Annotated in this window: 20 protein-coding genes; 14 read left to right on the top strand and 6 right to left on the bottom strand. The window is 74.3% G+C overall.

Annotated features, from left to right (window positions below):
* Positions 1–194: 194 nt before the first annotated feature.
* Entirely contained in the window at positions 195–1,205 is a 1,011-nt protein-coding gene (locus tag ACGFT1_RS28825; protein ID WP_373911910.1) for an NlpC/P60 family protein, read from the top strand.
* 26 nt (positions 1,206–1,231) lie between these two features.
* Positions 1,232–2,434, top strand: coding sequence for a hypothetical protein (locus ACGFT1_RS28820; protein ID WP_373911909.1), 1,203 nt, complete (start codon positions 1,232–1,234; stop codon positions 2,432–2,434).
* On the opposite strand, the gene ACGFT1_RS28815 is transcribed toward ACGFT1_RS28820, so the two are convergent.
* Entirely contained in the window at positions 2,415–2,948 is a 534-nt protein-coding gene (locus ACGFT1_RS28815) for a PadR family transcriptional regulator (protein WP_373911908.1), read from the bottom strand. The two genes, ACGFT1_RS28820 and ACGFT1_RS28815, sit on opposite strands and share 20 nt — an antisense overlap.
* Positions 2,949–3,039: 91 nt before the next feature.
* On the opposite strand from ACGFT1_RS28815, the gene ACGFT1_RS28810 reads away from it, so the two are divergent.
* Complete coding sequence (locus ACGFT1_RS28810; protein WP_373911907.1) at positions 3,040–4,362, top strand: MATE family efflux transporter; 1,323 nt, start codon at positions 3,040–3,042, stop codon at positions 4,360–4,362.
* Here ACGFT1_RS28810 and ACGFT1_RS28805 read toward each other — a convergent pair.
* Positions 4,323–5,558, bottom strand: a complete 1,236-nt coding sequence (locus ACGFT1_RS28805; protein ID WP_373911906.1) for a glycosyltransferase 87 family protein — start codon at positions 5,556–5,558, stop codon at positions 4,323–4,325. The two genes, ACGFT1_RS28810 and ACGFT1_RS28805, sit on opposite strands and share 40 nt — an antisense overlap.
* A 143-nt stretch (positions 5,559–5,701) precedes the next feature.
* Between ACGFT1_RS28805 and ACGFT1_RS28800 the strand changes: the two genes are divergently transcribed.
* Positions 5,702–6,844: a glycosyltransferase family 4 protein gene (locus ACGFT1_RS28800; RefSeq protein WP_373911905.1), complete on the top strand. Its 1,143-nt coding sequence runs from the start codon at positions 5,702–5,704 to the stop codon at positions 6,842–6,844.
* Between the two features lie 159 nt (positions 6,845–7,003).
* On the opposite strand, the gene ACGFT1_RS28795 is transcribed toward ACGFT1_RS28800, so the two are convergent.
* On the bottom strand, positions 7,004–8,800 hold the full coding sequence (locus ACGFT1_RS28795) for a long-chain fatty acid--CoA ligase (protein ID WP_373911904.1): 1,797 nt from the start codon (positions 8,798–8,800) through the stop codon (positions 7,004–7,006).
* A gap of 340 nt (positions 8,801–9,140) precedes the next feature.
* Between ACGFT1_RS28795 and ACGFT1_RS28790 the strand changes: the two genes are divergently transcribed.
* The 6 genes from ACGFT1_RS28790 to ACGFT1_RS28765 all read left to right on the top strand — a co-directional run bounded on the left by ACGFT1_RS28790 (position 9,141) and on the right by ACGFT1_RS28765 (position 14,490).
* On the top strand, positions 9,141–9,896 hold the full coding sequence (locus tag ACGFT1_RS28790) for a metallophosphoesterase (RefSeq protein ID WP_373912064.1): 756 nt from the start codon (positions 9,141–9,143) through the stop codon (positions 9,894–9,896).
* 123 nt (positions 9,897–10,019) lie between these two features.
* Positions 10,020–10,463 carry an SRPBCC family protein gene (locus ACGFT1_RS28785; protein WP_373911903.1) on the top strand — a complete coding sequence of 148 codons (444 nt, stop codon included), beginning with the start codon at positions 10,020–10,022 and terminating at the stop codon, positions 10,461–10,463.
* Positions 10,464–10,507: 44 nt separating this feature from the next.
* The gene (locus ACGFT1_RS28780) at positions 10,508–11,680 is read left to right on the top strand and encodes an ArsA family ATPase (RefSeq protein WP_373911902.1); all 1,173 of its coding nucleotides are present in this window, start codon (positions 10,508–10,510) and stop codon (positions 11,678–11,680) included.
* Positions 11,681–11,737: 57 nt separating this feature from the next.
* Positions 11,738–12,235 carry a DUF5304 domain-containing protein gene (locus ACGFT1_RS28775; protein ID WP_373911901.1) on the top strand — a complete coding sequence of 166 codons (498 nt, stop codon included), beginning with the start codon at positions 11,738–11,740 and terminating at the stop codon, positions 12,233–12,235.
* A 67-nt stretch (positions 12,236–12,302) separates the two neighbouring features.
* Positions 12,303–13,256, top strand: a complete 954-nt coding sequence (locus ACGFT1_RS28770) for an ROK family glucokinase (protein WP_356820662.1) — start codon at positions 12,303–12,305, stop codon at positions 13,254–13,256.
* A 481-nt stretch (positions 13,257–13,737) separates the two neighbouring features.
* Entirely contained in the window at positions 13,738–14,490 is a 753-nt protein-coding gene (locus ACGFT1_RS28765; protein ID WP_373911900.1) for an endonuclease/exonuclease/phosphatase family protein, read from the top strand.
* 19 nt (positions 14,491–14,509) lie between these two features.
* Here ACGFT1_RS28765 and ACGFT1_RS28760 read toward each other — a convergent pair whose 3' ends face one another.
* Together ACGFT1_RS28760 and ACGFT1_RS28755 are read right to left on the bottom strand one after the other, a co-directional pair.
* Positions 14,510–15,133 (bottom strand): hypothetical protein, encoded by a 624-nt coding sequence (locus tag ACGFT1_RS28760; protein ID WP_373911899.1) that lies wholly within the window; start codon positions 15,131–15,133, stop codon positions 14,510–14,512.
* A complete protein-coding gene (locus tag ACGFT1_RS28755; RefSeq protein ID WP_373911898.1) occupies positions 15,126–15,905 on the bottom strand; it encodes an alpha/beta hydrolase in 780 nt (259 codons plus the stop codon). The genes ACGFT1_RS28760 and ACGFT1_RS28755 overlap by 8 nt, the downstream gene beginning before the upstream one ends.
* A gap of 105 nt (positions 15,906–16,010) precedes the next feature.
* Between ACGFT1_RS28755 and ACGFT1_RS28750 the strand changes: the two genes are divergently transcribed.
* From ACGFT1_RS28750 to ACGFT1_RS28735, 4 genes are all read left to right on the top strand, one after another.
* Complete coding sequence (locus tag ACGFT1_RS28750; RefSeq protein WP_373912063.1) at positions 16,011–16,796, top strand: lysophospholipid acyltransferase family protein; 786 nt, start codon at positions 16,011–16,013, stop codon at positions 16,794–16,796.
* 59 nt (positions 16,797–16,855) lie between these two features.
* Positions 16,856–18,091, top strand: a complete 1,236-nt coding sequence (gene macS, locus ACGFT1_RS28745) for a MacS family sensor histidine kinase (RefSeq protein ID WP_373911897.1) — start codon at positions 16,856–16,858, stop codon at positions 18,089–18,091.
* On the top strand, positions 18,088–18,765 hold the full coding sequence (locus ACGFT1_RS28740; RefSeq protein WP_373911896.1) for a response regulator: 678 nt from the start codon (positions 18,088–18,090) through the stop codon (positions 18,763–18,765). The genes macS and ACGFT1_RS28740 overlap by 4 nt, the downstream gene beginning before the upstream one ends.
* Positions 18,766–18,873: 108 nt before the next feature.
* Positions 18,874–19,902 carry a 6-phosphofructokinase gene (locus tag ACGFT1_RS28735; RefSeq protein WP_373911895.1) on the top strand — a complete coding sequence of 343 codons (1,029 nt, stop codon included), beginning with the start codon at positions 18,874–18,876 and terminating at the stop codon, positions 19,900–19,902.
* Between the two features lie 88 nt (positions 19,903–19,990).
* On the opposite strand, the gene ACGFT1_RS28730 is transcribed toward ACGFT1_RS28735, so the two are convergent.
* On the bottom strand, positions 19,991–21,880 hold the full coding sequence (locus ACGFT1_RS28730) for an anthranilate synthase family protein (RefSeq protein WP_373911894.1): 1,890 nt from the start codon (positions 21,878–21,880) through the stop codon (positions 19,991–19,993).
* Positions 21,881–21,900 lie beyond the last annotated feature (20 nt).

Raw genomic sequence — 21,900 nt, 5'->3', positions numbered from 1 at the left:
GACCGGAACTGACGTCACGCCCCGCCCATGACCTGCGTCAGCGGCGGGGCGTCACTCTGTGTTGACTCCGCGGTCTTTGGTCCGGACCCCTCCGCACGGCTACTGTCTGCCGCGTTTCCCCGGCGCCGGGGTTTCCCCGTCCCCGGCGCCGGGCGGACGCGTCCTGTAGGCCAGCGGAAGGAACACGGCTTCTCGTGGGCTCTCATCGCCGTCTTGCCCCGCCCGGCTTCGACCGGGGCTCCGTCGCCCTGTGCGTGGTGTCGGCCGCGGCAGCCGCGCTCGGCGCCGTACCGGCGCACGCGACACCGGACGCCGACACCCGCGCCGAGGTGGACCGTCTGTACGAGGCCGCCGAGAAGGCCACCCAGGCCTACGACCGGGCCGGGGAGCGGGCCGGGGTGCTGCGCCGGGAGGTCCGTGACGCGCAGGACCACATCGCCCGCCAGCAGCAGCGCATCAACGGCCTGCGGGAGCGGCTGGGTTCGCTGGCCGGCGCCCAGTACCGCGCGGGCGGCATCGACCCGGCCGTCGCCCTGCTCTTCTCCGACGACCCCGACGACTACCTCGACAAGGCCTCCACGCTCGACCGCATCGGCAGCCGGCAGGCGGGCCAGCTGAGGCAGTTGCAGTCCGCGCTGCGCGATCTGGCCCAGGAACGCGCGGAGGCGACCGGCAAGCTCGCCGAACTGGAGCGCAGCCGCAGGGCCGTGGCCGCCCACAAGCGGACCGTGGAGCAGAAGCTCGCCCGGGCCCGGCAGCTGATCAACGCCCTGCCCGCCGCCGCGCGCGCCGCCTACGACCGGGCCTCCCGGGGCAGCCGCGCGGGCCTGCCCGACCCGGCCGGTGCCGTCGCCGCCGACGGCCGCGTCGCCGCCGCCCTGGCCGCTGCCCGCTCCGCCCTCGGCCGGCCCTACGTGTGGGGTGCCAACGGCCCCTCCGGATTCGACTGTTCGGGCCTGATGCAGTGGTCGTACGCGCACGCGGGCATCCACCTGCCGCGCACCTCGCAGGCGCAGCGCTTCGCCGGCCGGCAGGTCCCGCTCTCCCAGGCCCGCCCCGGCGACCTGGTCGTGTACCGCTCCGACGCCAGCCACGTGGCGATGTACGTGGGCAACGGCCAGGTCATCCACGCGCCCTACCCCGGCGCCCCGGTGCGCTACGACCCGGTCGGGATGATGCCCGTCTCCTCGGTCACCAGACCCTGACCGCCCGCTCGCCGTACGATCGGGAAGTGGCTGGTCGCAGGCGGGCGTGGGGTGTCGGAGCGGTGGGACTGGCTCTGCTGCTGCCCCTTGCCGGGTGCCGCGGCGGGCCGGCGGCCGACCCGGCCCGGGCCGAGGTGCAGCGGGTGCTCGACCGGCGGGCGGCGGCCCTGCTGGGGCACGACGAGACGGCGTACGGCGCGACGGGCGCCCGCACGGAGTACGCCCGGTTGCGTGCCCTTCCGCTGGCCTCCTGGAGCTACCGGGTCACCGGCCTGCGCCGCACCGGCGCCGGCGCCACCGCCGACGCCGACCTGCGGTACCGCGTCGCCGGCTACGACCGGGCCCCCGTCGGCGCCCGCCGTACCCTCACCCTCTCCCGCACCGCCGGCGGCCGCTGGTACGTCACCGCCGACAGGCCCGCCGGCAGGGCCGGGCAGCAGCTGTGGGACCAGGGCACGGTGACCGCGGTCCGGGGCGCGCACAGCCTGGTGCTCGGCGCCGGCGGGTCCGCCGCCGGCCTGCGGACGTACGCCCGGCTGGCCGACCGCGCGGTCCCGGCCGTCTCCGGGGCCTGGGGCGCCGGCTGGAGCCGCCGGGTCGTCGTCCTGGTCCCGCGGTCCCTGGCGGGGATGGCGGCCCTGCTGGGCTCGCCGGCCGCCACCTACCGGGGCATCGCCGCCGTCACCACCGGCGAGGTGAGCGCGACCCCGGCCGGGCCCGCCGGCGCGGCCCCCGCCGACCGGGTGGTGGTCAACCCGGAGGCGTACGCCGTCCTCGGTGACCTCGGCAAGCAGGTCGTGCTCACCCACGAGACCACCCATGTCGCCACCCGGGCGCAGACCACCGCCGCCACCCCGCTGTGGCTCTCCGAGGGCTACGCCGACTGGATCGGCTACCTGGACACCGGGCGCACCCCGGCCGAGGCCGCCCCGGAACTCGCCCGGGCCGTCCGGCAGGACGAGCTGCCGGCCACCCTCCCCGCGGACCGGGACTTCGGCTTCACCAGCGATCCCACCGAGCTGGCGCGCGCCTACGAGGGCGGCTGGCTGGCCTGCCGGATGATCGCCGGGCAGTGGGGCACGGCCCGGCTCGGCGCCTTCTACCGGGCCGTCGGCGCCCACGGGAAACGGCCGGGGGCGGTCGAGGAGGCGCTGCGGGAGGTACTCGGCACGACCCGGCGGGACTTCACCGCACGTTGGCGGCGGTACGTCACGGCACAACTGGACTGAGCCGCCCCACAACCTCCCGCAACCACTCCCGCTCGGCGTTCCCACCGGCCCGGGCCACCCGCAGCATGCCCTCCCGGAACAGATCCCCGGCCTCCTCGGCCCGTACCGGCTTCCCCTCCCGGTAGAAGAAGCTGGCCGGGGTCTCCAGGAACGCCAGCCGGCGGCGCAGCACCGCGGCCTGGCCGGCGGGGTCGTCCAGGTGCCGCAGGAACGCCAGGACCGTGTTGAAGCGGACGTGGTCGGTGATCTCGGTCTGCTTGGGATTGCGCAGCCGCCGCAGCAGCTCGGCGCGGCCCTGTTCCGTGAGGGAGAGCACCCGGCGCGGGGCGGCGCCCGCGCCCTCCTCGGTGTGCTGGTCGAGCAGTCCGGCGGCGAGGAGCCGGTTGATGGCGGGGTAGAGGGCGCCGTCGCTGACCGGGCGGACATGGCCGCTGAGCGCCTTGATGCGCTCCTTGAGCTCGTACCCGTGCAGTGGTTCCTCGGCGAGGAAACCGAGGATCGACAGCTCCAGCACGCGCGTTCCTCCTGCTTGCCGTGGACCGGAGAACCATGTTACCTCTTATCGTGCTACCTCGAAACGAGGTAACACGTTTCGAGGAGTCCCAGTGAGTGCCCACCGCAAGCAGCTCGTCGCCCTCGCCCGCCCCGTCTACTTCTCCCTGCTCGCCCCGGTCGCTTCCGGGGTCATCAACACCCTCTGGGTCTCCCGGCTCGGCGGGGCCGCCGTCGCGGCCGTGGCTGTCGCCGGCAACACCGAGAACGTGCTGCTCGGCGTGGCGCTGATCTTCGCCTCCGGCACAACTGTGCTGGTCGCTCACGCCCGCGGAGCCCGGGACCCGGCCGCCGTCCGGGCCGCCGTGCGCGGCGGCTGGGCCCTGTGCGCGGTCGTCACCCCCGTGGTCGCGGCCGGCGGCTTCCTGGTGCGCGCCCCGCTGGCCCGCCTGGTGCTCGGCTCGGGCGACGACGCGGCCTTGCGCCTGACCACCGCCTACTTCGCGATCTCCCTGCCCGGCATGACCGTCTTCTTCGCCCAGCAGCTGGTCGACGGCATCCTCAAAGGTGCCGGTGACACCCGCACGCCCTTGCGGCTCGCCCTGCTGGCCAACGGGCTGATCCTGCTGTGCGACCCGGTGCTGATCCACCGCTACGGCGTCCGAGGCGCCGCCGCCTCCACCGTGCTGTGCCGGGCGGTGGCCCTCGTGGCCGGTCTCCTCGCCGTGCGCCGCACCGCCCTGCTGCGCACGGCCGGCCGGGTCCGCCCCGCCGGACCGGCCGGGGCCGCCCCTCGCCGCACGTTCACGACCGGGCTGCCCATGTCCGCCGACTTCACGGTGCGGCAGGGCGGCGCCCTGGTACTGGTGGCGATCGTCGCCCGGCTCGGCGTCACCGCGGTGGCCGCCTACTCCATCGCCTACAAGGTCCTCTACGTCGCCACCATGGCCTTCTACGCGGTACGGCAGGCCGCCGCCATCCACACCGCGCACGCCCGGGGTGCGGGCGACGACGCCCGCCGGGACATCGGCCGGCAGGCGGTCCTCGTCTCCGGCGCCCTGGGCCTCACGGCCACCGCCCTGTTCGCCGTCACCGCCCCCTGGGTGACAACCGTGTTCGGCGCCGGTCCCGAGGTCGCCCATCAGGCCGTGCTGTTCCTCCGCTGCATCGGTCCCTACTTGCTGCTGATGGCCTGTTTCATCGCCCTCGGCGGGGTCTTCGAAGGCAGCGGGTCGGCGTCCGCGCTGCTGCGGGTCACCCTGCTCGGCACCGCCGTCCAGCTGCCGCTCGCATACGCCCTCTCCGGACTCGGGCTGCCCGGCATCTGCCTGGCGCTGGCGCTCGCGATGGCCGTGCAGTGCGCGGTCGTGGCGGCGCTGATCTGGCGCGCCGGGCGTCAGGGGGTGACCGGGGTTTCCTCTGTGCGGGTGGTCTGAGGGGGGACGGGGGCGGTGGGTGTGGTGTGGGGGACGGTCGAGGACCACAGGCGGCGGGCCGCCGTCAGGGCGGCCGCGAGCAGCAGGCCGTCGCGGACCGCCAGCAGCGCGACGCCGTACCAGTCGCTCGCCACCACGTGCGAGAAGCCGAGCGGGAACTCCAGGACCGTCACGAAGGATGCGAGGACGACCAGCAGCGCGGGCGCCGTCATGCGGCTGGCCCGGTGCGACAGGCACACGGCGGCCAGGCCGACCAGCCACACCAGGTACTGCGGGCTGATCACCCGGCTGGTCACCGTGAACAGCAGCACCGCCGGGAGGGCCGCCTCGGCGAGGACGTGCGCGGGGAACCGGCCCGCCCGCAGCCGCCACAGCAGCAGCCAGCCGAACGCGGCCACGGTCAGCGCCAGCGCGGCCGTGCTGACCCGGGCCACGTACGGGCCGAGGAACTCGATCGAGCCGTAGTTCGGCAGCACCTGACCCTCCCAGCCGAAGTGCCGGGCCACATGGAAGACCAGCGCGCCCAGCGACTCCACCTCGGTGCCCCGCTCCCGCTGGAAGGACAGGAACGCGAACGCGCCCGGCATGGACACCGCGAACAGCGCCGCGAGGCCCGCCGCGGTCACCGCCGCCGTCCGCCAGGCGCGCCGCACGGCCCCGGCCAGCAGCAGCACCGGCCACACCTTCAGCAGCGCGCCGAACGCGGCCAGCGCGCCCAGCATCCGTGGGCGCCGGGCCCCGGCGAGCAGCGCCGCCACGGCCACCGCGGTCACCATCACGTCGTAGCGGGCGTACACCGTCGGCCCGAGCAGCGGTACGCCCGCCACCCACACCCAGGCCCCGCGCGGCGACCGGCCGGGGCGCCGGCCCGCGACGAGCAGCGCGGCCAGCACGGCGGCGTCGGCGAGGAAGGCCAGCAGGAAGAAGGCGTGCGGGTAGGACAGGAACGGCAGGACGGCGGGGGAGAGGACGGCGAGAGCGGCGGCGGGCGGGTACTGCCAGGTGACGTCGTCCAGCGGAAACGTGCCGTGGCGCAGCACCTCGTACCAGCCGCGGTAGATCACCGACACGTCCGAGGTGACGTCCGGGCCCGGGAAGGCGTACACCCCGAAGACGAACAGCAGCAGCACCGCGCGGGTGACGCCCCAGGCCGCGAGCGGCCGGGCCAGGGACCACCGGACGGCCTTCGTCTCCACGTGAACCCCTGTCGTCCGTCCCCGGCACCCGGGCGCGCCGTTCGATTCCGCCTCGGGCGACCATGATGTCCTGCGCACCTGTGCGATGCCACAGACCCGGCCGCGCCCGGCGCCGGACGGGCGATTCGGTAGGGTCGGCGGCGATGCGCAAGACCCTGATCGTCACCAACGACTTCCCGCCCCGCCCGGGCGGGATCCAGGCCTTCCTGCACAACATGGCGCTGCGCCTGGAACCCGACCGGCTCGTCGTGTACGCCTCCACCTGGAAGCGCGGCCCGGAGGGCGCCGAGGCCACCGCCGCGTTCGACGCCGAGCAGCCCTTCACCGTCGTCCGCGACCGTACGACGATGCTGCTGCCCACCCCGCGGGTGACCCGGCGGGCGGCCGGGCTGCTGCGGGAGCACGGCTGCACCTCGGTGTGGTTCGGGGCCGCGGCGCCGCTCGGTCTCATGGCGCCCGCGCTGCGCGGGGCCGGCGCCGAGCGGCTGGTGGCCACCACCCACGGGCACGAGGCCGGCTGGGCCCAGCTGCCCGCCGCCCGGCAACTGCTGCGCCGGATCGGGGAGAGCACCGACACGGTCACCTACCTCGGCGAGTACACCCGCTCCCGGATCGCCACCGCGCTCACCCCGGCGGCGGCCCGGCGGATGGCGCAGCTGCCGCCCGGGGTCGACGAGAAGACCTTCCACCCGGGCTCCGGCGGCGGCGAGGTCCGCGCGCGGCTCGGCCTCACCGACCGGCCGGTCGTGGTCTGCGTCTCCCGGCTGGTGCCCCGCAAGGGCCAGGACACCCTCATCCGGGCCATGCCCCGCATCCTCGCCGCCGAGCCGGACACCGTGCTGCTCGTCGTCGGCGGCGGCCCCTACGAGCAGGACCTGCGCCGCCTCGCCCACGAGACGGGGGTCGCCGCCTCGGTCCGCTTCACCGGGGCCGTGCCCTGGGCCGAGCTGCCCGCGCACTACGGCGCCGGGGACGTGTTCGCGATGCCGTGCCGCACCCGCCGCGGCGGCCTGGACGTGGAGGGCCTCGGCATCGTCTACCTGGAGGCGTCCGCCACGGGCCTGCCGGTCGTCGCGGGCGACTCGGGCGGCGCGCCGGACGCGGTGCTGGAGGGGGAGACGGGCTGGGTCGTCCGAGGCGGCTCGGCCGAGCAGACCGCGGAGCGGATCGTCGTCCTGCTCCAGGACCCCGAGCTGCGCCGCCGCATGGGCGAGCGCGGCCGCCGGTGGGTGGAGGAGAAGTGGCGCTGGGACCTGCTGGCGGAGAGGCTGAAAGCCCTGCTGTGAACCGCCCGCCCGCCCGGCCGTGATCCCCGGTCCCGCCCGCCCGGCTGGGAACGGGGACCCGCCGCCGACGCGCGTGCCACCGACCGGAGCCGACGCGCCGTCAGCCGGGCAGCGTGACGGCGCGGGTCCTCACCGGGGACACCGCGCCGTCGAGCGGGCTCACTTGGCGTAGATGGCCTCGATCTCGTCCGCGTAGTCCTTCGCCACCACGTTCCGCTTGAGCTTCAGTGACGGGGTGAGATGGCCCGACTCCTCCGTGAACTGGTACGGCAGGATGCGGAACTTGCGTACCGACTCCGCCTTCGACACCGCGGCGTTGCCGTCGTCCACGGCCGCCTGGACCGCGGCGATCAGATCCGCGTCCGCGCGCAGCGACGCCGCGGTCGAGCCCGCCGGCTTGCCGTGTTCGGCGCACCAGCGGTCCAGGAACTCCTCGTCGAGGGTGACCAGGGCGCCCACGAACGGTCGCCCGTCGCCCACCACCATGCACTCCGCGACCAGCGCGTGCGCCCGGATCCGGTCCTCGATCACGGCCGGGGCCACGTTCTTGCCGCCCGCCGTGACGATGATCTCCTTCTTCCGGCCGGTGATCCGCAGATAGCCGTCCTCGTCGAGGGTGCCGATGTCACCGGTGTGGAACCAGCCGTCCGCCAGCGCCACCGCGGTCGCGTCCGGGTTGTTCCAGTACTCCTTGAACAGGTGCTCGCCGTGCAGCAGCACCTCGCCGTCGTCCGCGATCCGCACCACCGAGCCGGGCAGCGGCTGCCCGACCGTGCCGATCTTCTGCCGGTCCCACGGGTTGAACGCGGTCGCCGCGCAGGACTCGGTCAGGCCGTAGCCCTCCAGCACGGTGAAGCCGATGCCCCGGAAGAAGTGTCCGAGCCGCTCGCCCAGCGGGGCGCCGCCGGAGATGGCGTACTCGCCCCGGCCGCCCAGGACCGCGCGCAGCTTGCCGTAGACCAGCTTGTCGAACACCTTGTGCTTGATCTTCAGGCCCAGCGGCGGACCCGACGGGCTGTCCAGCGCCTTGCTGTAGGCGATCGCGGTGTCGGCGGCCTTGTCGAAGACCGCGCCCTTGCCGTCCGCCTGCGCCTTGGCCCGCGCCGAGTTGTAGACCTTCTCGAAGACCCGCGGGACACCGAGGATCAGCGTCGGCCGGAACGCGGCCAGCTCGTCCGTGAGGTTCTTGATGTCCGGGACGCAGCCCAGCTTGATCGGCGCCATCATGGGCGCGATCTGCACCAGCCGCCCGAAGACGTGCGCGAGCGGCAGGAAGAGCAGGACGGAACACTCCCCGGTGCGGAACAGCGGACGCAGCCGCTCCACGACGTTCCCGCACTCGGCGAAGAAGCTGCGGTGGGTGAGGACACAGCCCTTGGGCCGCCCGGTCGTACCGCTCGTGTACACGATGGTCGCCGGGTCGTCGGCCCTGGCCAGTGAGCCGCGCTCCTCGACCGTCTGCTCCGACACGTCCTGGCCGAGCCGCCCCAGTTCCTCCACGCCGCCGGCCTCGATCTGCCAGACGTGCTTCAGCGCGGGCAGGGACTCGCGCACCGACTCGACGGCCGCCGCGTGGCTGTCCAGCTCCACGACGCAGGCGGTGGCGCCCGAGTCGGACAGGATCCACCGCACCTGCTCCGGCGAGCTGGTCTCGTACACCGGCACGGTGACCGCGCCCGCGCTCCAGATCGCGAAGTCCAGCAGCGTCCACTCGTAGCGCGTGCGGGACATCAGGCCCACCCGGTCGCCCGGCTGCACCCCGGCGGCGATGAGTCCCTTGGCGGCGGCGTGCACCTCGGCGAGGAACGTCCGGGCGGTCACGTCCTGCCAGACACCTCCCGTCTTGCGGGCGATCACGGCGACGTCGGGATGCTGCGCGGCGTTTCTGCGGACGATGTCGGTCAGATTCCCGTCCGCGGGGACCTCGTACAAAGCCGGAAGGCTGAACTCGCGCAAGACTGCTGCTCCTCATAGGGCGCCGGCGCCACGACGTTGTGCGATGCGACGGTGCGGTCCAAGGCTCGGGCAAGTGCTCACGGAATTCACATGTTGAAATCCTGAGCACGACTGGACTGCCCGGACGTTACCCGCCGGTATGCCGTCTAGGACAGGGGGGCCAGGGCAGATGTTCGCTGCGTCACACACGGGGGCGTTCCTTCGCGCACATTAGTCGACGGCCGATCCGACCGGCGAGTAACCGAGCGCCTGACCGGCACTTTTCACAGGTGCGGCGCTCCGCCTACGCTTGATCGCCATGGCATCCACACGCACCGGCAGCCGGCGAACCCGCGTCCACGTGGTCAGCGACGTCCACGGCAACGCCCGTGACCTGGCCCGGGCCGGCGAGGGGGCCGACGCCCTGATCTGCCTGGGCGACCTCGTCCTCTTCCTCGACTACGCCGACCACTCCCGCGGCATCTTCCCCGACCTGTTCGGCACGGAGAACGCCGACCGCATCGTCGAGCTGCGCACCGCCCGCCGCTTCGAGGAGGCCCGCGCCTTCGGCGCCCGGCTGTGGGGCGGCATCGGCACCGACCGGGCCACCGCCATCGAGCGGGCGGTGCGCAAGCAGTACGCCGAGCTGTTCGCCGCGTTCCCCACCCCCACCTACGCCACCTACGGCAACGTCGACATGCCGGCCCTGTGGCCGGAGTACGCCCGGACCGGCACCACGGTCCTCGACGGCGAACGCGTCGAGATCGGCGGCCGGACCTTCGGCTTCGTCGGCGGCGGCCTGCGCACCCCGATGCGCACGCCCTACGAGATCGGTGACGAGGAGTACGCCGCGAAGATCGAGGCGGTCGGCGAGGTCGACGTCCTGTGCACCCACATCCCGCCGGAGGTGCCCGAGCTGGTCTACGACACCGTCGCGCGCCGCTTCGAGCGGGGCAGCCGGGCCCTGCTGGACGCCATCCGCCGCACCCGGCCGCGGTACGCGCTGTTCGGGCACGTGCACCAGCCGCTGGCCCGGCGGATGCGGATCGGCGCCACCGAGTGCGTCAACGTGGGGCACTTCGCCGGCACCGGCACGCCCTGGGCACTCCAATGGTGAGGCCACGCAGGCGGGATGAAGGATGCGGGGCGGTGGCGCGGTAGCCTTCACGCTGCACACACGTGCGCAGTCCGGCGCACACATACCTCTCCACACGGCCCGCATCCGCAAGGAGCCACGACGATGGCGGAACACACCAGTTCGAGCATCACGATCGAGGCGGCCCCCGCCGACGTCATGGCGGTGATCGCCGACTTCGGGCGCTACCCGGACTGGACCGGCGAGGTGAAGGAGGCCGAGGTCCTCGGGACCGACGGGCAGGGCCGCGCCGAGCGGGTCCGCCTCGTCATGGATGCCGGCGCCATCAAGGACGACCAGACCCTCGCCTACACCTGGACGGGTGACCGCGAGGTCTCCTGGACCCTCGTCAAGTCCCAGATGCTCCGCTCACTGGACGGCTCCTACCTGCTCAAGCCGGCCGGCGCGGGCGCCACCGAGGTCACCTACCGGCTGACGGTCGACGTGAAGATCCCCATGCTGGGCATGATCAAGCGCAAGGCCGAGAAGGTCATCATCGACCGCGCGCTCGCGGGACTGAAGAAGCGCGTCGAGTCCGGGGACGCGTAGGCACCCAGGCGCCCGCCGCGCGCACGACGGTAGCGTTCACCTCCATGCGCACCATCCTGATCACGGGCCCCGGCGGCAGCGGCCGTACGACGATCGCCGCCGCCACCGCGCTCACCGCCGCCCGCGAGGGACACCGCACCCTCCTGCTGAGTGCCGACCGCACCGACACCCCGGGCGCGGCACTGGGCGCCGCGACAGGACCGGATCCCGCCGGGGCCGCCGAGCGCCTCACCGTCTGGCGGCCCGACGCCTCCGCCCGCTTCCGCGAGGACCTCACCGCCTTCCAGACCCGCGCCGCGAACGTCCTCGACCTCCTCGGCGCCGCCCGCCTGGACGCCGAGGAGGTCACGCCGCTGCCCGGTGCCGAGGAACTGTCCTTCCTGCGCGCCCTGCGGGACGCGGCCCTCTCCGAGCGCTACGACGCCCTCGTCGTCGACCTCCCACCCCTCCCGCAGGCCCTCGCCGTGCTCGCCCTGCCCGAGGAACTGCGCCGCTACCTGCGCCGCCTGCTGCCCCCCGAGCGGCGGGCCGCCCGCGCCCTGCGCCCGGTCCTCGGCCGGCTGGCCGGCGTCCCCATGCCCGCCGAATGGCTGTACGAGACGGCGGCCCGCTGGGATGTCGAACTCGCCGCCGCGCAGGCCGTCCTCGCCGACCGGAACACCGCCGTGCGCCTGGTCGCCGAACCCGGCCCGGCCGGTGCCGACGCCGTCCGCGCCGCATGCCTCGGTCTCGCCCTGCGCGGCCTGCGCACCGAGGCCCTGATCGCCAACCGGGTCCTGCCCGAGGCCGGCGGCGACTGGCTCGCCGGGCTCCACGCCCAGCAGCGCAAGACCCTCGACGGCTGGCGGGAGGAGCCGTACGGCGTCCACCCCGTGCCCCACCTCGGACGCGACCCGCACGGCACCGACGACCTGGAAGCCCTCGACGTACCCGGCGTCAACCCGGCGCCCACCCCGGTCGAGTGGCCCGTCACCGACCGGACCGCCGAGGACGGCGTACTGGTCTGGCACCTTCCGCTGCCCGGCGCGATACGGGAGGAGCTGGACCTGGTCCGGCGCGGTGACGAACTCCTGATCACCGCGGGGCCGTTCCGCCGGATCGTGCCGCTGCCGTCCGCCCTGCGCCGCTGCACCGTCGCCGGGGCCGCGCTCCGCGAGGGTGAGCTGCGCGTCCGGTTCGCCCCCGATCCCGGCCTGTGGCCCGCCGCCGGACGGTGAACGGGGCACGTCCGTTCGGGTAACGTCGTAAGGGCGAACCGTCGTCAGGAGTCCGCCATGAGCGAAGAGCGCCCCGCACCCGAACCGGACGAGCCGCGGGCGACCGACGCCGACGCCTGGGCCACGGCCTGTGCCGAGGACCTGGCCGCCGAGAAGGCCCGCCGCCACACCGGACACGGCCCGCCGCCGGGCTCCGCGGCCGAGGAGCTGAGGAAGCTCATGGACACGGTCGCCGACAAGCTGTCCGGCCTGCGTTCCCCCCTGCTCGGCCCCCTCGCCGGACCCGCCGCGCAGCAGGTGGTGCGGCAGGTCGTCGAGCAGGCGAAGGCCGCCGTCGAACCCGTCGTGGAGCGCAACCCGGACGTGTTCGACCATCTCGCCGCGGCCGGCGGTGAGCTGCTCGCCGCCTACCGCTCGGCCGTACAGGCCCAGGAGCACCGCTGGACCGCCCGCTCGGCCGGACGGGCCGACGACCGGCCCGACGGGCCCGACCGGCCGGGCCGGCCCGGCGGGGACGAGGGCACCGGTCCGGGAGAACGCATCGACCTGGACTGAAGCCCTGCCACGGCAGGGCCTCGGGTACGGTTGGCCGTAGCGGGGCTCGACCGGAACTGAGGGATTCATGGGACTCACCATCGGCGTCGACATCGGCGGCACGAAGATCGCGGCCGGCGTGGTCGACGAGGAAGGCAACATCCTCTCGACCTTCAAGGTGCCGACCCCCACCACGCCCGAGGCCATCGTGGACGCCATCGCCTCGGCGGTGGAGGGTGCGCGTGCCGGGCACGACATCGTCGGTGTGGGCATCGGCGCGGCCGGATACGTCAACCGGCAGCGCTCCACGGTGTACTTCGCGCCCAACATCGACTGGCGCAACGAGCCGCTCAAGGAGAAGGTCGAGGCCCGCACCGGCCTGCCCGTCGTGGTCGAGAACGACGCCAACGCCGCCGCCTGGGGCGAGTACAGGTTCGGGGCCGGCAAGGGCCACCGCAACGTCATCTGCATCACGCTCGGCACCGGCCTCGGCGGCGGCATCATCATCGGCAACAAGCTGCGCCGCGGCCACTTCGGCGTGGCCGCCGAGTTCGGCCACATCCGGATGGTCCCGGACGGCCTGCTGTGCGGCTGCGGCTCGCAGGGCTGCTGGGAGCAGTACGCCTCCGGCCGCGCCCTGGTCCGCTACGCCAAGCAGCGCGCCAACGCCACTCCCGAGCGTGCCGAGGTGCTGCTGTCGCTCGGCGACGGCACCCCCGACGGCATCGAGGGCAAGCACATCTCCATGGCCGCCCGCCAGGGCTGCCCGGTGGCCGTGGACTCCTACCGGGAGCTGGCCCGCTGGGCCGGCGCCGGTCTCGCCGACCTGGCCTCCCTCTTCGACCCCTCCGCCTTCATCGTCGGCGGTGGTCTCTCCGACGAGGGTGACCTGGTCCTCGACCCGATCCGCAAGTCGTACAAGCGCTGGCTGGTCGGCGGCAACTGGCGGCCGGTGGCCGACGTGATCGCGGCCCAGCTCGGCAACAAGGCCGGCATGGTCGGCGCGGCTGACCTGGCCCGCGAGCCCGACCCGATCATGTAGCACCCCCCCGTCCGAGCCACGGCGCCCGCGTCCGACCCAGGAACGCGGGCGCCGACCCAGCCGGACACCGCCCCATCCCATCCGGGGCCCCGTCCCCTGCGCCGGATCCCGGCACCGGGATCTCACCCCGGCCCCGCTCCCGGCCTGCCGCCCGGGGCTCGTCCGGGGTGCGCGCCGGGGCCTGGCAGCGGCGTTGGCGCCCGGGTCTCGCCTTCGGACCCGCTCCCGGCCCGGCCCCCGGGCCTCACCCGGGTTTCGCGCTCGGGCCCGGCACCGGAGTTCGGCGCTCGGTCCCGGGTCCGGACCCGCTCCCGGCCCGACACCTCAGCCTCGCCCGAGGCTCGCCCTGGACCGTTCCGGAGTCCGGCCGCGGGCTCACCCCGGTTCGCGCGCGGTCGACTCATGCGGCGCGCGGCGGCCCGAGCCGCACGCCCCCGAGCCACAGGCGCCCCGCGTTCCCCATGCGGCGTAAATTGACGGCATGGCAACTCCGCTGCTTCCCAACTCGCGCACGGAGCCCGATGGTTCCGCGGTCATCCGGGTCCTGAGCTACAACATCCGGTCGATGCGCGACGACACGGACGCGCTCGCCCGTGTCATCACCGCCTGCGCCCCCGACCTGGTCCTCGTGCAGGAGGCCCCCCGCTTCTTCCGCTGGCGCAAGAAGCTCGCCCGGCTCGCCGCGGCCTCCGGCCAGGTCGTCCTGACCGGTGGTGCCACGGCCGCGGGGCCGGCGGTCCTGTGCACGCTGCGGGCCACGGTGGAGCGCACGGAGGACGTCCTGCTCCCGCTCACCCCCGGCCTGCACCGCCGCGGTCTGGCCACGGCGGTGGTCCGGTTCGGCGGCGTCCGTCTCGGCGTGATCAGCTGCCATCTCAGCCTGAACCGGAAGGAGCGCCGCGAGCAGGGCGCCCAGCTGCTGGAACGTCTCGACGGGCTCGGTGTGGAACACGCCGTCGCGGGCGGCGACCTCAACGAGCGCCCCGACGGCGACACCTTCCGCGCTCTCGCCGCCCGCCTCCAGGACTGCCGCACCACGGCACCCTGGGGCGGCGAGTTCACCTCCACCCCGGCCGATCCCCGGCAGCGCATCGACGCGGTCTTCGCGACCGGAGGCATCGAGGTGCTCGGCTGCGGCGTACCGCTGGACCAGCCGGGCGTCACGCACGCCGACCTCACCGCGGCCACCGATCACCTCCCGGTGCTGGCCGCGCTGCGGGTCCCGGCCGCCTGAGGCGGGACCCGCGCCGGTGTCAGACCACGGCCCCGCGCCCGGGGCCGTCCTCCTCTTCGTCGTCCGTCCGCATCCGCGTCACCAGGGTCGCGAAGCCGCCGAGGAAGCCGCCGATGCCGAGGGTCGCCAGCCACCAGGTCATGTCCCAGCCGAGCAGCACCGCCAGCAGGAGCAGTACCGGGCCGCCGACGACACCCAGCCAGGCGAACCTGGACGTGGTGTCGGCGGCCGGCAGCGGCGGCGGCTCCGGCGGCACGAAGTGGCCCTCGTCGTCCTCGTCGAAGTCGTCGTCGGACGGCTCGGCGGGCGTGTGGTCGCGCGGGCCGATCCCGACCGCGAAGGAGACCGAGCCACCCAGCGGCCGGGCGGGCCGCCGCCCCGCGTCGTCGCCCTCGCCGTCCTCGGCGGTGTCCGTACCGGTGTCCGGACCCGCGTCCGTCCCGGCGTTCCCCGCGGTGTCCGGCCCGCCGTTCTTCTCCAGCAGCGCCAGGTCCTCCACCGCCTTGAAGGGCCGTGCGCCGGGCGGATCCGGCGGCTCCTGGCCGAACCCGGCGACGATGGCCCGCCAGGCGGCGTCCTCGTCGAAGGGCACCCCCTGCTCGTCCGGCTCCCGGTCCTCCCGGCCGGAGTCGTGCTCAGCCAACTGCGGCCGTCCCTTCCTTGCCGACACTGGGTGCGAGCCGGCCGATGAAAGCGAGGCTCTCCTCGAAGATCCGGTCCGCGTCAAGGTCCAACGTCGCGACGTGGTAGCTGTGTTCCAGCACGCTCTCCGTCACGTCCGTGGACGACACCCGGCTCAGGACCCGGGCCGGGTCGGCCGCCGGCACGACGTGGTCCCGGGCGCTGCGCAGCAGCAGCAGCGGCTGGGTGACCTGCGGCAGCTCGCCGTCCAGCCGGCGCAGGAACACCCGCAGCGAGTGCGCCGCGTGCAGCGGCACCCGGTCGTACCCCAGTTCGGCCGCGCCCTCCTTCGCGATGTCGCTGGCGATTCCCTTCGTCGTCCGCACCAGGTGCCGGGCCACCGGAAGGGCGTACGCGGACAGGCCGTGCACCTTGTTCGCGGGGTTGACGACCACCACTCCCGTGACCCGCTCGCCGTGCAGCGCGGCGAGCCGGAGGGCCAGCGCACCGCCCATCGACAGGCCGGCGACGAACACCTGGGAGCACCGGTCGGTGAGGACGCGCAGTTCGCGGTCCACCTCCGCGTACCAGTCCTGCCAGCCCGTGAGCTGCATGTCCTCCCAGCGGGTGCCGTGGCCGGGCAGCAGTGGAAGGGAGACGGTCAGGCCATGGGCCGCGTGGTGCTCCGCCCACGGGCGCAGCGACTGGGGTGAGCCGGTGAAGCCGTGGCAGAGGAGAACCCCCACCTCCCCGCCCTGGTGGCGGTACGGCTCGGCTCCGGGGAGAACTGGCATGTGCTTCACCGTACGCGACCGCACTGACACCGACCAGGGTCGTCGGGCCCATTGACGGTCCCCCGGGTTATGGTCTGTTCGACGGAAACGGGAGGCACACGGGTGTTGTACGGCACGATGAAGGTCGCCATCGGAGGCCCGCTGAAGGTCGCCTTCAGGCCCTGGGTGGAGGGCATGGAGAACATTCCGGCCGAGGGTCCCGCCATCCTGGCCAGCAACCACCTGTCCTTCTCGGACTCGTTCTTCCTGCCGGCCGTGCTGGACCGCAAGGTCACCTTCATCGCCAAGGCCGAGTACTTCACCACCCCGGGCGTGAAGGGCCGCCTCACCGCGGCCTTCTTCAAGGGCGTGGGCCAGCTGCCGGTGGACCGCTCCGGGTCGCGGGGCGCCGGCGAGGCGGCGGTCAGGAGCGGCATGGAGGTCCTGGAGCGCGGCGAGCTGTTCGGCATCTATCCCGAGGGCACCCGTTCGCCCGACGGGCGGCTGTACCGGGGCAAGCCCGGCGGCCTCGCGCGCGTGGCGCTCGCCACGGGTGCGCCCGTCATCCCGGTCGCCATGATCGACACGGAGAAGATCCAGCCGCCCGGCAAGGTCGTGCCGAAGCTGATGCGGCCCGGCATCCGCATCGGGCGGCCCATGGACTTCAGCCGCTACCAGGGCATGGAACACGACCGGTTCGTGCTGCGCGCGCTGACCGACGAGGTCATGTACGAGATCATGAAGCTGTCCGGCCAGGAGTACGTCGACATGTACGCCACCGCCGCCAAACGGCAGATCGCGGAGGCGGCGAAGGCTGCGAAGGCCGCCAGGGAGAAAGCGGAGAAGGCCGAGAGGGCCGAGACGGCCGAGAGGGCGGAGACAGCGGAGAGGGCCGAGACGGCCGAGAAGTAGCCGGGCGGTTCCTGGACGGGGGGTCCGGGAGCCGGGGGACATCGGGGGGACCGGGGGACATGCCCAAGCGCGAGCGCGTCGTACGGATGTCGGTCGAGCTGCCGCTGTGGCGCGCGCTGGCCGGCTACCGCGTCCTGACCACGCTGTACGCCATCGGCCTGTGCGCCACCGCGTACGGCCAGTTCGTCCGGCCCTGGATCGCCGTCGGCTACTACGCCGTCCTGGTGGTGTGGACCCTCGCCACCCTGCCCAGGGTGGCGAACGCGGCGAGCTGCACCCGGGGCTTCTTGGGTGCCGACCTGGCCGTCGCCCTCGCCGGCATCCTGCTCACCCCGCTCGCCGACAGCCACGAGCGGATCGCTGGCGGCGGTCCCACCCTGCCGTCGATATGGACGGCCGGCGCGGTGCTGGCCTTCGCCCTCAAGGGCGGCTGGCGCTGGGCGGCCGTCGCCTCCACGGCCGTGGCCGCCGCCAACCTGGCCGAGCGGGGCCGCCCCGCCCGGGACACCGTGCACAACGTGATCCTCGTCTGGGTCGCCTCCATCGCGATCGGCTACGTGGTGGAGGTGGCCCGCGCCTCCGAACGCACCCTCGCGCGCGCCCTGGAGATCGAGGCCACGACCCGGGAGCGCGAGCGGCTGGCCCGGGACATCCACGACGGCGTGCTCCAGGTGCTGGCGATGGTGAAGCGGCGCGGCACCGCCCTCGGCGGCGAGGCGGCCGAGCTGGGCCGGCTGGCCGGTGAGCAGGAGGTGGCGCTGCGCACGCTGGTGTCGGGCGGTCCGGCGCCCGTGTCCCGGGTGTCGCGGGACGCGGCGGCCGGAGCCGTCGTCCGTGCCGTCGAGGTCGCGGACGAGGACGGCCCGCCCGGCCCGGTCGACCTGCGCTGCCTGCTCGCTCCGTACGCCTGCGCCCGGGTCGCCCTCGCCGAGCCCGGCGCCCCGGTGCCGCTGCCGCCGGCCGTGGCCCGGGAGGTGGCCGCCGCCGTCGGCGCCGCCCTGGACAACGTGCGCCGGCACGCCGGGCAGGAGGCGCGGGCCTGGATCCTGGTGGAGGACGAGCCGGCCGAGGTCGTCGTCACCGTCCGGGACGACGGCCCCGGCGTCCCCGCGGGCCGGCTCGCCCAGGCCGAGGGCGAGGGACGGCTCGGAGTGGCCCTGTCGATCCGGGGCCGGCTGCGCGATCTCGGCGGCAGCGCCGAGATCGTCTCCGTCCCCGGGCAGGGCACGGAAGTGGAACTGAAGGTACCGAAGGGCGCCGTGCGGGCGCGGGGGAAGAAGGCGGAGCAGCGATGACGGAGCAGCGGGACCCGATCAGGGTCATGGTGGTGGACGACCATCCGATGTGGCGGGACGCGGTCGCCCGGGACCTGGCCGAGTCCGGCCTGGAGGTGGTCGCCACCGCCGGCGACGGCGAGCAGGCGGTCCGCCGCGCCAGGGCCGCCGCTCCCGACGTCCTGGTCCTGGACCTCAACCTGCCCGCCAAGCCCGGTGTCCAGGTGTGCAGGGAACTGGTCGCCCACAACCCGGCGTTGCGGGTCCTCGTGCTCTCCGCGAGCGGCGAGCACGCGGACGTGCTGGAGGCCGTGAAGTCCGGCGCGACCGGCTACCTGCTGAAGTCCGCCTCCACGGGGGAACTGCTGGACGCGGTGCGCCGTACCGCCGCCGGCGACCCGGTGTTCACGCCCGGCCTCGCCGGTCTGGTCCTCGGGGAGTACCGGCGGCTGGCCGCCGAGCCCGCGTCCGCCCCGGACGCCGGTGAGCCGGGTGCGCCGCGTCTGACGGACCGGGAGACGGAGGTGCTGCGGCTGGTGGCGAAGGGCCTGAGCTACAAGCAGATCGCCGAGCGCCTCGTCATCTCCCACCGCACGGTGCAGAACCACGTCCAGAACACCCTGGGCAAGCTCCAGCTGCACAACCGGGTGGAGCTGGTGCGGTACGCGATCGAGCGCGGGCTCGACGACGCGTAGCGCGCGCGGGGCCGTGCGCCGGAATCACTCGTCCCCGCCCCTCCCGTGTGACCTGACTCACCATTAGCGTGACAGGTCGTCAGGCAACCGCGGAGAAGGGACTTCCCCATGCGCGTCGGAGTACTGACGGGAGGCGGCGACTGCCCCGGGCTCAACGCCGTCATCCGGGGCATCGTCCGCAAGGGCGTGCAGGAGTACGGCTATGACTTCGTCGGCTTCCGGGACGGCTGGCGCGGCACCCTCGAAGGCGGCACCGTGCCCCTCGGCATCCCCGCGGTGCGCGGCATCCTGCCCCGCGGCGGCACCATCCTCGGCTCGTCGCGGACCAACCCCCTCAAGGAGGAGAACGGCATCCGCCGGATCAAGGACAACCTGGCCGAGCTGGACGTCCAGGCCCTCGTCGTGATCGGCGGCGAGGACACGCTGGGCGTCGCCGCGCGACTGTCCGACGGGTACGGGGTGCCCTGCGTCGGAGTGCCCAAGACGATAGACAACGACCTGTCCGCCACCGACTACACCTTCGGTTTCGACACCGCCGTCAACATCGCCACCGAGGCCATCGACCGGCTGCACACCACCGCCGAGTCCCACATGCGGGTCCTGGTGGTGGAGGTGATGGGCCGGCACGCCGGCTGGATCGCCCTGCACTCGGGCCTGGCCGGCGGCGCCAACGTCATCCTCATCCCCGAGCAGCGCTTCGACATCGAGCAGGTCTGCGCCTGGGTGACCTCCCGCTTCCGGGCGTCGTACGCGCCGATCGTGGTCGTCGCCGAGGGCGCCATGCCCAAGGACGGCGCCATGGTGCTCAAGGACGGGTCGCTGGACTCCTTCGGGCACGTCCGGCTGTCCGGGGTGGGCGAGTGGCTGGCCAAGGAGATCGAGCGCCGTACCGGCAAGGAGGCCCGCACCACGGTCCTCGGGCACGTCCAGCGCGGCGGCACCCCCAGCGCCTACGACCGCTGGCTCGCCACCCGCTTCGGGCTGCACGCCGTCGACTGCGTCCACGACGGCGACTTCGGCACGATGGTCGCCCTGCGCGCCACCGACATCGTCCGCGTCCCCCTCGCCGAGGCGACGGCCAGGCTGAAGACGGTGGACCCGGAGCTGTACCGGGAGGTCGGCGTGTTCTTCGGCTGAGGCCCGGCCGGGCCCGGGAACCGCGTACGGTCCCCGGGCCCGCCCGGTCCACGCCGTCCTGCTCGCGTCCACGCCGTCCTGCTCGCGTCTACGGCGTCACGCGCGCCCCGCGCAGCCCGCCGAGCAGCTCATGGATGACCGCCGCGCCGTTCAGGGTGAGGACCGACTCCGGATGGAACTGCACCCCGGCGAACCCGGGACCCCGCAGCGCGTGCACCTCGCCGTTCGCCGCCCGGCTCACCTCGACGCCGCGGGCGGCCAGCCCGCGGGCCGCCCCGTCGTCGCAGCGGGCGGCGAAGCTGTTGTAGAAGCCGGCGGTCTCCGGCCGCCCGAACAGGTCGATCACCGTCTGCGCCCCCTGGTGGGGCACCTCCTTGCGGACGAGTTCCAGGCCCAGCTCGGCGGCGATCAGCTCATGCCCCAGGCAGACACCCAGTACCCCGTGCCGGCGCGTCCGCAGGACATCGGCGGTGAGCGCCCGCAGGAACCGCATCTTCGGATCGGCCGCGTCGCGGGGGTCACCGGGGCCGGGACCGAGCACCACCGGTCCCCCGTGCGCGAGCACAGCCGCCCGCAGCCCCGGCTCGTCGTAGCGCCGCACACTCACCCCGAGGCCGCCCGAGCGCAGCACGTGCGCCAGCATCGCGGTGAACGTGTCCTCGCCGTCGACCACGAGGGCGTGCCCGGTGGGCTGCGGGGCGCGGTCCTGCATCCGCAGCCAGAACGGGGCGAGCGCGGCCCGCCTCCCGTCCAGCGCGGCCCGCACCCGCGGGTCGTCGGCCAGCCGGGGCCGCCCGTGCTCCGTGCGCGGCGGGGCCGGCCGGACCCCGAGGGCGGCCAGCACGCCCGCGGCCTTGGCGTGGGTCTCCGCGACCTCGCCGGCCGGGTCCGAGCCGCGCACCAGCGTGGCCCCGACCGGGACGCGCACCCGGCCGTCGGCCCCGATGTCGGCGGTGCGGATCAGGATGGGGGAGTCGAGGGTCTGGGCGCCTGCGGAGTCCCGGCCGAGCAGCGCCAGCGCACCGGCGTAGTACCCGCGGCCCGTGCCGTCCGGCCCGAGGGGCTCGTACCGCTCGATCACCCGGCAGGCGTTCTGCACCGGCGAGCCGGTGACGGTCGCCGCGAACATGGTCTCCCGCAACACGTCCCGCGCGTCCAGTGACGACCTGCCGCGCAGCTCGTACTCGGTGTGCGCCAGGTGCGCCATCTCCTTCAGCCGCGGGCCGACGACGACTCCGCCCATGTCGCCGACGGTGCACATCATCTTCAGTTCCTCGTCGACGACCATCGACAGTTCCTCGGTCTCCTTGCGGTCGCCGAGGAAGGAGAGCAGGTGCTCCGGCGTGGGGCCCCCGGCGGGATAGCGGTACGTCCCGCTGATCGGGTTCATCACGACCGTCCCCCCGGACATCCGGACGTGCACCTCGGGGCTGGCGCCGACCAGCGTCCGGCCGCCCGCCCGCGGCCCGGTGTGCACCACGAACGTCCAGTACGCGCCGCGTTCGCCCGCGAGCAGCCGCCGGAACAGCGCGAGCGCGTCGGCGCGGCCGAAGCCGGGGATGCGGCCCTCGTACGTGCGCCGGATCACGAAGTTCGCGCCCTCGCCCCGGCCGATCTCCTCGCGCAGCACGCGGCCGACGATCCGCGCGTACTCCTCGTCGGGCACGTCGAATCCGCCGTCCTCGACCCGCACGCCGTGCGCGGGCAGCTGCGCGAGGACCTCGTCCAGGGGCAGGGTGTGCGTCTCCTCGGGGGTGAGGACGAGCAGCGGGGTGCCGTCGTCGCGGACGTCGAAGCCGCGCTCGCGGATCTGCCCGAACGGAACGAGGGCGAGCCCCTCGTCCGGCAGGTCGGCGAGCCGCTCGCGGCGGGTCACCGGCCCGAGCAGCACCTCCACCGTCCGCTCGTCACGGCCGGGGGTGCGGCGGCGGAGCAGGGCGAAGGGGCGGGGGTCGAGGAGCAGGTCCTTCAGACGCACGGGTCGGCTTCCTTCTCGAT

This window comes from Streptomyces sp. Y20 (assembly GCF_043195475.1).
Classification (GTDB): Bacteria; Actinomycetota; Actinomycetes; order Streptomycetales; family Streptomycetaceae; genus Streptomyces.
Note: the sequence above shows the minus strand (reverse complement) of the source record. Positions and strands in the feature narration are given on the sequence as shown.